This window comes from Clostridium intestinale (genome assembly GCF_035905475.1).
Classification (GTDB): Bacteria; Bacillota; Clostridia; order Clostridiales; family Clostridiaceae; genus Clostridium_T; species Clostridium_T intestinale.
Map to the genome: position 1 here is coordinate 939,547 of NZ_CP121166.1, position 12,690 is coordinate 952,236.

A 12,690-nucleotide genomic window follows, 5' to 3' on the forward strand; every position below is an offset into this window, starting at 1 on the left:
GGTATAGAATGAACTGTAAAATATGTGATAAGCAAAAAAGCATTAAGGATGACCCATATTTTATTATGGAACTTGAAACAGGATATGTAATTTTAGGATGGTTTCAGAGGTTCAAGGGTTATACAGTTTTTAATTGTAAAGAGCATGGTCCAGAATTACATAACTTAGAACATTCATTTAAAATAAAACATCTTGAAGAAATGTCTATTGTTGCTGAAGCTATTTCTAATATATTTAAACCTGATAAGATGAACTATGAACTACTTGGAAATGGATGTCCGCATATTCATTGGCATTTATATCCAAGAGTAAAAGGTGATACTCCTATAGTTAGTTCGGTATATCAATTGTCAAATGAGGAATTGTTTGATGAATCTACAAGACCAGATGAGGAGCAGAGAAAAGAATTGAAAGAAAAGATTAAAAATGAAATTGTTCGTCTATGTTCAAAAAACATTAAACGAAGTAATTGAATGATACTTACTTTTCTTATATATTGTGCAGCAAGTACGAATTTATTGAGGGATTTAAGGGATGTATATTAACTGATTTATGGTATGACGAAGATATTAATATTTCTTCATCAGATGAATTAATAAGACAATATAATTCACATGAGGCAATAATTTTGTTATCAAATTTTCGAGTAAATTCTTCTGGTGGAGATGGTAGTCTTAATCCTAATTCTAAATATACTGATTGGCAGTGGATTTCAGTGTGTGATGAAGAAAATAGTAAGTGGACACTTAAAACATGGGGATATTAGTTTATTAAATTAAGGAGAAAAAATGAGAATAAAAAAGGTAGCTAAAGTTTCAATAATCATTATTTTTTTAGCAGGTATATTATCTATTTTTTACTTTAATAGCAAGACAATAATGTTCTCTTCAAATATGAACAGAGGTATTGATAACTATTGGAATGATAAGGTTAGTATTAAAGAAGTTAAAGACTTTGAAGTATATGGGAAGAAGTTTAAGTTGGTATTAAGCACACCTATTAATAATGAAAAATACAAATATCTTAATTGTTATGAAGAGAAAATTGATGGATTGTATTATAAGAGTTATAGAGCAGCAGAACAGGGTGGAAGTAATAGTTTATTTAGTTTCTCAACTATATTTGTAAATGATGTAGAAAACTATTTTACTATAGTATATGGATATAATAAAGATGCTGAAGTAGTTAGTTATGAAATTAAGGTTAGTGAACAAGAAAAAAGTATAGTTTCAAATGTATCAAGCAAAGAATACTTTATTGATGGATTTAAAGGTCATATTCAAGATATAGTAAAGGTTATAGGAGAAGATGGAAGCGATAAAATTAACGTTTTTGAAGATTAATCGAATGATGGGAGGAAATACATGAACATAAAAATTGATTGTCCTAGTTTAGAAACTCCACGGTTGGTATTAAGAAAATTATCTTTAATTGATGCGGATGATTTATATCAAGTATTTTCTGATGAAGAAACCACTAATTATGTACCAAGAGAGAAACATTCTGATAAGATGGAAACAATCAATCATTTAGAGAACTTAATTAAAAAAATGGATGAAGGTATTTCAATTGTTTGGTCTGTTATTGATAAAGCTGACAACAGAGTAATAGGTACTGTAAATTTGTATTTTAAGGTAGATAGAGCAGCCTCATTAGGTGCAGTTATTAACAGAGAATATTGGGGCAAAGGAATTGCAACTGAAGCATTAAGGTCAGTTATTAGCTTAGGCTTTGATAAAATGAAACTCATACGAATTGAAGGAAAATGCGAATCAAATAATATTGCTTCAGAAACAATGTTAAAGAAACTAGGGATGACTTATGAAGGAACTTTACGAAACGAAGTGATAATAAAAGATATACCGAGAGATGCTAAAGTATACTCAGTATTAGTGGAAGAATATAATACTTCAAGAACAAATAAATAATAATTAGTAGAGGTGAAAAAATGGGAGAGCATTTTAGAACATTATCAGCTACAATTCCAATTATTTTACAGAAAAAAGATGGAAATGTACAAATTTTATTGCATCGCAGAAAAAATACTGGTTATAAAGATGAAGAATGGCATATGGCAGGTAGTGGATATGTTGATGAAAATGAAACAGCTAAGATGACTGCCGTAAGATAACATTTAAAATAGTGAAATAATTGAAATATAATTAATTAGCAATTGTAAATAATTGTGAAGTAATAGCGATTTATTGTAATAAGATTAAATTTAGTGAGGTAATTAATTTTGAAAATTTTAATAGGACAGCCAATGCATGAAAAGGGAATTAAACAAATGGAGGATGAATTAAAAAATAATGAAGGTATCGACATTGTATTATATCCCGAAGGTTATTTATCCAGTGAAGACGTGTTAGAAAGTGCTTGTCAAATTGCTAAACGATATAATATTACGATTATTACAGCATATAGACAAGAAAATAAGGATAGAGCAGTAATAATAAGTAATCTTGGTGAGAAGGTTTTAGAAAGAGAGAAAACTCCGCCAAAAGAGGATGAAGAGTTATATTCACCCTTAGTAATAGATTATAATAATATGACAATTGGGTATCTGTTATGTATGGAAATTTTAAAGGGTGTTAGAGATTTAAAAAAGATAAGTTCAAAAATTAGTTTTATTGCACACCCAATTGGGGTTGGGATGTTTAGTGATGAACAATTTGAAGAATGGATAAACGAAGCAAAAAATATTGCTAAGACATATAAAACAATTATAATGGGAACAAGTCATGCAGACGGTTCTTTTAGAAATTGTGGAATATCTATTCCAATTTCATATTGCTTTGATAGTAGTGGAGAGCCTATATTTATATCAAAGTCAGACCTAAGAAGTAGAATTGTAAACTTAAATACAAAAGAGGTTGAATTTGCAGTAAGCTTATAAGTTAACGCCTAATGTTCTTATATTATTCAAATGAACATGCGGCATTTGAAAAATATGGTATAATTGATTCGAGTAGTTGTTGATTACATTGTAAAAAAATTTGATAATTGGAGTGATATAACTATGGTTATTTTGATTGGTGGGGTTAGTTGTACAGGAAAAACAATTATGGCTCAAAAGTTGCTCGAAAAATATAAGATTCCATATTTGTCTATAGATCATATAAAAATGGGATTAATTCGTGGAAGTAAATATTGTGATTTTTCTGCGACTGATGGTGATGATGAGCTTACATATAAGTTATGGCCAATAATAAAGGGGATAATAATGACCAATATTGAGAATGGGCAACACATCATTATTGAAGGGTGCTATTTACCTCCTGAGTATATTAGCGATTTTGAACCTCATTATTTAAAACAAATAATTGCTCTCTATATAGGCTTTTCAAAGGATTATCTTGAGAAATATTTTAATTTGGGAGTTATTGATCATAGAAGTGAGATAGAGAAAAAAGAATATGATGATTATTACATGAACAAAGATAATTTTATTAAACTTCATTCAAAAGTCAAGAAACTCTGTAATGAAAATAATGCGAATTTTTTTGAAATTAATGATAATTACACAGAAGAAATAAGAGATGTATACAAATGGATAGATGAACAAATAGAAGCAAGGATTCAATAATAACCTTTGGGAGGAATATGAATGACTGATATAAACGTAATTATATGGCTATTTCCTATACTTTTTATTTTTCACGATTTTGAAGAAATAATTTTTATGCAATCATGGGTAAGGAAAAATAGACATTACTTATGTGAAAGATTTCCTAAATTATCAAAAAGGTTATTACCTCATTTTGATAATATTACAACATCATCTTTTGCATTGGGTGTAGCAGAAGAATTTATTTTAATCACTGTAATTACAGTTGTCTCTTATATGACAAATTGGTATATTTTATGGGTGGGAGCGTTTATAGCATTTACTTTACATTTAGTAATACATTGTTTTCAAACTTTGGTAGTAAAGATATATGTCCCAGCTATTATTACAAGCGTTATTTGTTTGCCTATATGTATTTATATTATTAATCATATGTTGAAGTTGTATCAGTTAGAAACTATTGTTTTATATTCTATTTTAGCTTTTGTGATTATGGTTATAAATTTAGTTATTCTTCACAAAGGCATGGAGATATTTGACGAATGGTTATCAAAATATGAACAACAAAGCCGATGAACTCAATTCTAAATTTTAGATAGCAAGTAATTCTTATTATATAGATAAAACCAAATATAAAGTTATTATGATACCGTATTATTCAAGTGAATAAGCGGTATTTTTTACTTTGCAGTACAAAAATAGTATCATGTATTTTGACATTATAACGTAGCAAAATTATATATTTTTAGTGTTGAAAGTGAGAATAGTGTGGATATTCAACAAAAGTGTATAATTATTTGACTTTATATTATCAAAGTGATAATATTTTCATAAGTAATTAGGAGGGAATGTTATGGAACAAAAAGTTATAGAGTGCATTACTCACCCAATAAAATGTAAACTATTATTAGAGCTATATTCTTCTGGAAAAGCAACTGCTAAACAACTTGCAGAAATATATAACGATATTCCACAAGCAACTTTATACCGCTACTTGAAGCGTATGACAAATGACGGTATTTTAAAAGTAGTGGAGGAAAATCAGGTAAGAGGAACAATTGAAAAGACCTATGGAGTTGCCATTAATTTAGATTCTAACGGTCAGGATATGATTGGTGAAAACTCAGGTGATGCTTATATGCAAATGTTTATGCAGTATGTATTTGGATTTGTTAAAAGATTTCAAGAGTATTGTAAGAATCCGAATATAGATATTTTAAAAGACAGGTCGGGTTTTTCTCTTGCACCCATCTATGCAACCGATGAAGAATTGGAATCAGCAATGGTGGAATACTCGAAAATAATTCAGCCGCTTTATAAAAATAGACCTACGGCAGATAGAAAATCACGAACTTTAGGATTAATTATTTCACCACCAGAAAATTACGATAAATAAGTTTTTTAAAGCTCCTTTACTATTCATTAAGTAAAGGAGCTTCTTCTTGACATTATATTATCATAGTGATAATATAATCAATATAATAATAATTTAATCATTAGTTGATAAGATAAATTCTGTTAATGAAGAGGAGGAAAGCACATGAATGCAATCATTGCAGATAGGCTTACTAAAATATACCCTGGTGGAAAAAAGGCGTTGGATAATGTCAGCTTTGAACTAGGGCAAGGTGAGGTGTTCGGATTTTTAGGACCAAATGGGGCTGGTAAGACAACCTCAGTTAAACTTTTAAATGGTATGATATCTCCATCAGAAGGCTCTTGTCATATTTTTGGCATAAATCCTTCGTCTAATCCAGAGAAAGTCCATGCTATATCAGGAGTAGTTACGGAGCATGCGCAGATGTATGGCAATCTAACAGGGCAGGATAACCTTGTATTTTATGGTACGTTATTTGGAATTTCAAAAGAAGAAAGCCGTAAGCGAGCGATTGAGTTGCTTGAGAAATTGGATCTTACTGACGCAAAAGATAAAAAGCTGAGCACATATTCTACTGGTATGCGTCAAAGACTTTCCTTAGCAAGGGCAATGATCCATACACCCAAAATATTATTTTTGGATGAACCCACCTCTGGATTAGATCCTGAGAGTGCTCAAAGTGTAAATAATATGATCAAAGAATTGGCTAGCGACAAAGGAACCACAGTTTTTTTATGTACACATCAGTTACGTTATGCTCAGGAGGTCTGCACGTCATATGGCATTATTGATGATGGGACACTGCTAGAGGTAGGTAGCCTTGATGCTTTACGTTGCAAGTTTTTCTCAGGTCTTAATGTTCAAATCAAAGCAAACTATTTTCCAAAAGGAATGTCTTTCAGGAAAACTGAAGGACAATGGGCTGAAATAAACGTGCAGACGGAGGAGGAAATTCCACCGATTATTAAACACATTGTGGATGCTGGCGGCAACGTATATTCAGTTTCAGCAAATAAATTGTCATTAGAAGAGATATACTTCTCCCTTATTGAGAAACGAAAAGAGAAAAAGGAGGTCAAATAATTATGAATGCAATGCAATCTTTAATTAGAAAGGATATACGAGGTATCACCGCCAACAAGCAATTACTTATAGGAATGATAAGTGTTCCTATAGTGCTGACAGTTGTTATACCTTCAATTTTTATTATATTACTTCATTTTACATCGGATTTTAGGGATTTTGATGCAATGATTCGTATGTTGCCAATAGACGTTCAGCCAGATAATATGAAGGCCTCGGTTATATCGCTACTTATAAACAACATTATGCCTGTTTTCTTTATAATAATCCCTATTATGGCTTCATCAATTATGGCGGCAAGTTCTTTCGTGGGTGAGAAGGAAAAGCGAACACTTGAAACTCTCTTATATTGCCCGCTTTCTCTAAAACAAATATTCAGAGCAAAAATACTTTCTTCATTTATCATGAGTGAACTGGTTTCTGTCCTATCTTTCATAATTATGACACTTGTGACGCAGATTGAAATATTTATAACAACAGGCAGCCTGATGTTACCTAATATAAGTTGGCTAGTAGTGCTATTACTTATATCTCCAGCTATGTCCCTAATCTCAATTACATTGATTGTACGTGGCTCAGCCAAGGCACAAACAATGGAAGAGTCCCAACAGCTTGGTGCACTTTTAGTTTTGCCAGTAATTTTTCTAGTAGCTGGACAGTTTGTAGGAATTATCCTCATAAATATTTGGATTCTATTAGGCTTAGGAGTCTTTTTAGCAGCGATTGCATGGATTTTGATTAACGGTTCGTTTAAAAAAATAAGCTATGAATCAATGTTGCGTTAAATATAAGGAACAAAACAACACTATAAAACTGTAGTATTTTACTAGTTTTATAGTGTTGTTTTTATGAATTCAATGAAAAATCAGCACTAACTAAGTGTATTTCCAAAGTCTCATTGTGCCAGGTTATATTTTCTATAACTTCCTTTATTAGATAAATGTGATATAATTGATTTATAATTGTTAGAGAATTCAGAATTAAATTATAGAGCTAAATAGTAATTTAAATAGGGGGACAAACTATGAAACAAATCGAAAATTATAATGCTAATAAATATAATAGCGATCTATATTCTGAAATTGAAAATGGAATATATGAAGTAAAAGAAGATGGTGAGATTTTATATGTAACTTCACTATCTTTTATTCAAGAGCCAGAATTTGATGAGGGAGCTAATGCAAGTAATATAACACAATATCCATTAGAAGATATACTAGATAAATATTATTGCTATATTTCAGATTTTTACAAAGAACTAAATACAGTTGATTCCCAAAAGTGTTATCAAGAATTTGCAAGTCCTGATTTAGATGATATTAAAATACTACGCTTTTTAATAGGAAAACACGTATATAACAAAGAAACTGGAAGATATGTAGAACTTATTATTGAATAGGGTGGAAAGCAAATTTAAAGTTGGAGGTTAATCATGAAAAAATGGTATGATGAGGAGTACAAATTTGAAATTGAGGTGACTGGGTTTCTTCGTAGTGATCACACAGAACGATATTGCAGAAACGGGGAGGAAGTTGGAGATAAATATACCTGTACATATGGCTGTCCAACAAATTCGGATGGACAAGGTATCTGTTCCAAGGTCATGATGATTATGTTTCCAATCATGGAGTCAGTCAGAAGTGGTGGAGATTTAGAGAACATTGGTGGAAATGATAAATATAGCAAGGATATTGTATGCCCTGATGGTTGCGTCATGTTTAGGGTGACAGCTCAAAAACTTAACAATGAGAATTTTTATAAAGGGAAGTTTTTTGATTAGTTTTGAATTGGAATCCAAGTTTCAATTTTAAATATAAAAGCTCCTAAAACTTATGCGTTCATAAAAAGATTTACTGATGAAAATAATAATATTTTATAATATCGCTCTGCTATAAACTTATAAAGGGTTATGGCAGAGTTTTTTATTTACCATCAATGAGCAGATAAAAAATCAGAGAAATTTATTTATAAAGCATGAGAATATATGTTCCCCTAAATGGCAATAATAATAAAGGGAACAAATGTTCTGAATATCTAGGTACCTAATATTAAAATTATAATTAAGTTGTTTTGCTTAATTGAAATAGGAGGGTGAAATGGACTATAATAAAGTTGAAGATGCCATAATGAAAAAAGCTATGGATTACTTTAAGGATCATGCAATTAAGTTCTTTGGGATAGAAGATAAGGTAATAGCTCCAGCTGAAACTGAATTAAAAAATATTGAAATTAAAACAAATCAGATGGATTATTTATTCTATTTAGAAGATGGTACTTATCTACATTTCGAATTTCAAACTACAAATAAAAAAGATGATTTAAGTAGGTTTCTTTATTATGATGCTTCTTTATATTTCAAAAATAAAAGAAAAGTTAAAACAGTAATTATATATTCAGCCGATATTGCAAATGCCAATACATATGTAAATGCTGGTTCAGTAAAATACTCTGTTGAAGCGTTTTACATGAGCAGTTTAAATGGTGATGACAGATTAAATTATTTAAAAGAAAAAATCTTAAATGGTTCAAATTTAACTGATGAGGATATTGTAAATCTTACAATGATTCCGTTAATGAAAAGTAAAAGAGACAAAAGTACGCAAACTATTAATTGTATAGAACTAGCTGATAAGATTAAAAATAGCGAAGATAAAAGCAAATGTACAACACTTCTGTACGCATTATTTGAGAAGTTTGGAGATGAATTATCCAAGAAAAAATTTCTGGAGGTGATATCAATGACCGAAATAGGAAAAATGATATATGAGGATGGAAAATCTAAGGGTGAAGAAGAAGGACTTATTAGAGGAAAGGCTGAAGGAAAAGCTGAGGTTTTAATAAAGCAATTAGCAAAAAAATTTAAATCTATTCCTGAAGCTTACATTAATAAAATAAAGAAATTACCTGAAGCTATTATAGAAACTATAGCTACAGATATTTTTGATTTAGAAAAAGTTGAAGATATAGAGAAATATTTTGAAAGCAAATAAAATAATAAATCTTGCAGGTGGTAATTATCCGCCTGCTTTTTTATACTCAATAATTATAAAAATATGACAACTAATGTATTAAATACAAAAATTAATTATTTATATAATGCGTTGAAATTTTTGGAATATTGTGATAAAATTAACTTGTTAATTGGTAAGACCAATTTCTGATTATTTTAATACAAAATGATTTTATCAAAATAAACAATCTGAAAAGGGTAAGGAGAGGGATAGTATGAGGATTCTATTATGTGTAAAACAGGTTCCAGATGATTCTGTTGAAATTCATTTGGACAAGGACAAGAAAAAACCAAATTTAAATGGAGTCAGTTTTGTGGCAAATGCATTTGATACATATGCATTGGAGTTAGCAGTCCGCTTTGTTGAGTCTCATGGAGGAACAGTTAGTGTATTGACGGTTGGAGCAGATGACTCTATAAACACCTTAAGAAATTGTCTTGCAGTGGGAGCTAAAGAAGCTTTTTTTGTAAAAGATGATTTATATGCAGATTTAGATGCTATGGGAGCAGCTGGGGTTTTAGCTGATGCTATTCATAAAATTGAAGAAGATAAAGGTGAAAAGTTTGATTTAATTCTATGTGGAAAAGAATCTACGGATGAAATTACTGGACAAGTTGGAGCAATGCTTTCTGAAAAGTTAAGTTTAGGATATCTTAGTAGCGCCATTGAAATCGATTTAAAGGGTGATGGGATGGAAATCCATCAAGAAACTGATGAAGGATATAATTTAGTTTCCTTAGGTTTTCCAGCTGTTGTTACAGTAAGTAAACCAGAGTATGATCCACGTTATCCTACTATCAAAAATAAGATGGTAAGCCGTAAAGCTGTTATCAAAACTTATAGTGCAGCAGAAATTGGAGATGTAGAGACGTCAAAGGTACATTGTATTCAATATGTTGAACCCCTTAAGAAAGAGGCTGGCATAAAGATTCAAGAAAAAGATGCAATATTAGCAGTAAGTGCTACTATTGATCAAATGAAAAAAGATAAAGCAATTTAATTAAGGGGGGAAGAGATGGTATGAAAGCATTATTATTCATTGAAACAGATAAAGAAAAAGTTTTGGGCGGAAGTATTGAGCTTATTAGTGCTCTTAAGGAATTAAATGCAGAAGGTAAGGCTATTGTGATAAGTAATAAAGCTGCTATAGAAACTGTAGCTGATTTTGGAGTTCCAGTTACTTTTGTAGATGCAAGCGCAGACTGTGATACTTTGACAGAGGTGTTATCAGAAATAGTTAAAGAGGAGAATCCAGATGTGGTTTTACTAGCTAATACAGCAATGGCTAAGGATATTGCACCACGTATTGCAGGACGTCTTGGGTTAGGCTGTGTAAGTGATGTAACAGGAGTTAGTAAAGAGGATGGAAAAGTTATATATACCAGACCAGCTTATGGCGGTACTATTTTAGAACATATTGTGGTAGATGGCACAGCTGTAGTTACAGTTAGAAATGGAAGTTTTCCAAAACCTGAAGCTGGTTCTAAAGCAGAGGTTACAGAGAAAACTATTGAAGTTCAAGCTGATGTTGTTAAGGCAAAAATCATTGATACAGTTAAAGAAATTTCAGAATCTGTTAATTTAGAGGAAGCTGAAGTTATTGTTTCTGGTGGCCGTGGACTTGGTAGTGAAGAGAATTTCAAACTTGTTGAAGAATTAGCACGTGTTCTTGGTGGTGTAGTAGGTGCAACAAGACCGGCAATTGAAAATGGGTGGATTCCACGTACACATCAAGTTGGACAATCAGGAAAAATAGTATCACCTAAACTTTATATTGCATGTGGTATTTCTGGAGCAACTCAGCACACCTCTGGTATGACTGGCTCAAATTATATTGTAGCTATTAACAAAGATGAAGAGGCTCCAATATTTGAAATTGCAGATGTAAGTATCGTTGGAAATGTAAATGAGATTCTTCCAGTTATGATTGAAGAAATGAAAAAGGTAAAAGAAAAGTAGGGATTTTTTATATAAAAAAGAAATTGTCGCACTAAAAAATGAGCTTAATGTGCACTAAAAATTGAACTTGGTGTCGCACTAAAAAATAGGGTTAATATTTTAAAATTAAATAGGGAGATGGAAAAATGTTATTTCTAAAATTCTTAATGGCAATATTACCTATTCTTTGGCTTATAGTTGCGCTCAGTAAATTAAAGATGCCAGGCTATAAAGCTTGCTCTATAGCCCTTTGTATTACTATGGTTTTGGCGATTTTTTTCTGGAAATTGAGTGTAATTAATACTGTGACAGGAGTATTTGAAGGAGTTCTTAATGCATTATGGCCAATTTGCTTGGTTATTGTGGCAGCGCTGTTTACCTATAATTTGATTTTACGTACAGGCGCAATGGATTCCATAAAGCAAATGCTAGCAGAAGTTTCTATAGACAAAAGGGTTTTGATATTAATTATTGGATGGGGATTCGGTAATTTTATGGAAGGTATGGCGGGGTTTGGTACAGCAGTTGCGATTCCTGCATCTATGCTTGCGGCTATTGGATTAAATCCATTTGCTACAGTTATAGCATGTTTAGTTGCAAATACTACACCAACTGCCTTTGGATCAGTTGGAATACCTTTGGTAACTTTTTCAGCAGTAACTGGTGTTTCAGCTACTGACTTAGCGGCAAATACAGCAGTAATTGAGGGTCTTCTTTGTTTTATCACTCCATTTATCATGGTGTGCATAATAGGTGGTGGAATAAAGGCTTTAAAAGGTTCCTTTATTGTTACCTTAGTTGCCGCAATATCATTTACAGTACCTGCTTATATTATGGCAACAACAGTTGGACCAGAACTACCAAACATAGTAGGTTCTATATGTTCTATGGTATTTACAATCATTGCAGCCAAGGTCTTTAATAAAAAACCTCAAGAGGAGTATTGTATTAAAGTTAGTGAGGATAAGGAAAGAGCAAGTTTATCCTTTGGTAAAGCAGTGCAAGCATGGTGTCCATTTATTTTAATATTTGTAATGTTAATTTCTACATCAACATTATTTCCACCAATTCATGATGTAATTGCAGTATTTAAAACTAGTTTAAAGGTATATGCAGGTCAAGGGGCAAACACATTGAGTTTTAGCTGGATCAATACCCCAGGAGTTATTATTTTTATAGCAGCAGTTATTGGTGGTTTTGTTCAGGGGGCTAAGCTATCCATGATATTTGATGTACTAGTTAGTACCTTAAAGGCAAACTGGAAAACGATTGCTACAATCTGTGCAGTTATGTCCACAGCAAAAATAATGGCATATAGTGGAATGATTTCTGATATTGCAAGTCTCTTAGTTGTGGTTACAGGAGGAGCATATCCATTAATTTCTCCATTGATTGGATCTATTGGTGGGTTTGTAACGGGCTCTGGTACCTCGACAAGTGTTTTATTTGGAGGCTTACAAGTAGAAACAGCACAAAATCTTGGGCTTTCTGGAGCTTGGATGGGAGCTGCAAATACTATGGGAGCAGGTATTGGTAAAATGATTTCGCCTCAAAGTATTGCAATCGGTGCAAGTGCAATTGCAGCTACTGGCTCAGAAAGTAAAATTTTAAGAACTGTATTTAAGTATTTTATATGCTATATAGTTATAGCTGGTATTGTATGTTTCTTAGGAACCTTATGGCTTTAATAACTTTTAAGTGGTTTAATTATG

Annotated in this window: 17 protein-coding genes; all 17 read left to right on the forward strand. The window is 31.5% G+C overall.

Going from position 1 to position 12,690, the window contains the following annotated elements; translation table 11 throughout:
• Positions 1 to 8: 8 nt before the first annotated feature.
• The 17 genes from P8F83_RS04800 (at position 9) to P8F83_RS04880 (ending at position 12,666) form a co-directional block, all read left to right on the forward strand.
• Positions 9 to 473 carry an HIT family protein gene (locus P8F83_RS04800; protein WP_326513677.1) on the forward strand — a complete coding sequence of 155 codons (465 nt, stop codon included), beginning with the start codon at positions 9 to 11 and terminating at the stop codon, positions 471 to 473.
• Complete coding sequence (locus tag P8F83_RS04805) at positions 470 to 766, forward strand: hypothetical protein (protein ID WP_326513678.1); 297 nt, start codon at positions 470 to 472, stop codon at positions 764 to 766. Before P8F83_RS04800 ends, P8F83_RS04805 begins: the two co-directional genes overlap by 4 nt.
• A gap of 22 nt (positions 767 to 788) precedes the next feature.
• Positions 789 to 1,343 (forward strand): hypothetical protein, encoded by a 555-nt coding sequence (locus P8F83_RS04810; RefSeq protein ID WP_326513679.1) that lies wholly within the window; start codon positions 789 to 791, stop codon positions 1,341 to 1,343.
• 21 nt (positions 1,344 to 1,364) lie between these two features.
• Positions 1,365 to 1,928: a GNAT family N-acetyltransferase gene (locus tag P8F83_RS04815; RefSeq protein WP_326513680.1), complete on the forward strand. Its 564-nt coding sequence runs from the start codon at positions 1,365 to 1,367 to the stop codon at positions 1,926 to 1,928.
• Positions 1,929 to 1,948: 20 nt separating this feature from the next.
• Positions 1,949 to 2,131 carry an NUDIX hydrolase gene (locus P8F83_RS04820; RefSeq protein ID WP_326513681.1) on the forward strand — a complete coding sequence of 61 codons (183 nt, stop codon included), beginning with the start codon at positions 1,949 to 1,951 and terminating at the stop codon, positions 2,129 to 2,131.
• A gap of 108 nt (positions 2,132 to 2,239) precedes the next feature.
• A complete protein-coding gene (locus tag P8F83_RS04825; protein ID WP_326513682.1) occupies positions 2,240 to 2,896 on the forward strand; it encodes a carbon-nitrogen hydrolase family protein in 657 nt (218 codons plus the stop codon).
• A 123-nt stretch (positions 2,897 to 3,019) separates the two neighbouring features.
• The gene (locus P8F83_RS04830; protein ID WP_326513683.1) at positions 3,020 to 3,586 is read left to right on the forward strand and encodes a 2-phosphoglycerate kinase; all 567 of its coding nucleotides are present in this window, start codon (positions 3,020 to 3,022) and stop codon (positions 3,584 to 3,586) included.
• Positions 3,587 to 3,607: 21 nt separating this feature from the next.
• A complete protein-coding gene (locus P8F83_RS04835) occupies positions 3,608 to 4,144 on the forward strand; it encodes an HXXEE domain-containing protein (RefSeq protein ID WP_326513684.1) in 537 nt (178 codons plus the stop codon).
• Positions 4,145 to 4,421: 277 nt separating this feature from the next.
• Entirely contained in the window at positions 4,422 to 4,964 is a 543-nt protein-coding gene (locus P8F83_RS04840; RefSeq protein ID WP_315109997.1) for a helix-turn-helix domain-containing protein, read from the forward strand.
• A 144-nt stretch (positions 4,965 to 5,108) separates the two neighbouring features.
• Positions 5,109 to 6,029 carry an ABC transporter ATP-binding protein gene (locus P8F83_RS04845; protein WP_326513685.1) on the forward strand — a complete coding sequence of 307 codons (921 nt, stop codon included), beginning with the start codon at positions 5,109 to 5,111 and terminating at the stop codon, positions 6,027 to 6,029.
• Positions 6,030 to 6,031: 2 nt separating this feature from the next.
• Complete coding sequence (locus tag P8F83_RS04850) at positions 6,032 to 6,814, forward strand: ABC transporter permease (RefSeq protein WP_326513686.1); 783 nt, start codon at positions 6,032 to 6,034, stop codon at positions 6,812 to 6,814.
• Between the two features lie 239 nt (positions 6,815 to 7,053).
• The gene (locus P8F83_RS04855; RefSeq protein ID WP_326513687.1) at positions 7,054 to 7,428 is read left to right on the forward strand and encodes a hypothetical protein; all 375 of its coding nucleotides are present in this window, start codon (positions 7,054 to 7,056) and stop codon (positions 7,426 to 7,428) included.
• A 33-nt stretch (positions 7,429 to 7,461) separates the two neighbouring features.
• Entirely contained in the window at positions 7,462 to 7,809 is a 348-nt protein-coding gene (locus P8F83_RS04860; RefSeq protein WP_326513688.1) for a TIGR04076 family protein, read from the forward strand.
• Positions 7,810 to 8,125: 316 nt separating this feature from the next.
• Complete coding sequence (locus tag P8F83_RS04865) at positions 8,126 to 9,019, forward strand: DUF4351 domain-containing protein (protein WP_238904744.1); 894 nt, start codon at positions 8,126 to 8,128, stop codon at positions 9,017 to 9,019.
• A gap of 235 nt (positions 9,020 to 9,254) precedes the next feature.
• On the forward strand, positions 9,255 to 10,040 hold the full coding sequence (locus P8F83_RS04870; protein WP_326513689.1) for an electron transfer flavoprotein subunit beta/FixA family protein: 786 nt from the start codon (positions 9,255 to 9,257) through the stop codon (positions 10,038 to 10,040).
• Positions 10,041 to 10,060: 20 nt separating this feature from the next.
• Positions 10,061 to 10,999, forward strand: a complete 939-nt coding sequence (locus P8F83_RS04875; RefSeq protein WP_326513690.1) for an electron transfer flavoprotein subunit alpha/FixB family protein — start codon at positions 10,061 to 10,063, stop codon at positions 10,997 to 10,999.
• A 125-nt stretch (positions 11,000 to 11,124) separates the two neighbouring features.
• The gene (locus P8F83_RS04880; RefSeq protein WP_326513691.1) at positions 11,125 to 12,666 is read left to right on the forward strand and encodes an L-lactate permease; all 1,542 of its coding nucleotides are present in this window, start codon (positions 11,125 to 11,127) and stop codon (positions 12,664 to 12,666) included.
• Positions 12,667 to 12,690: the final 24 nt, after the last annotated feature.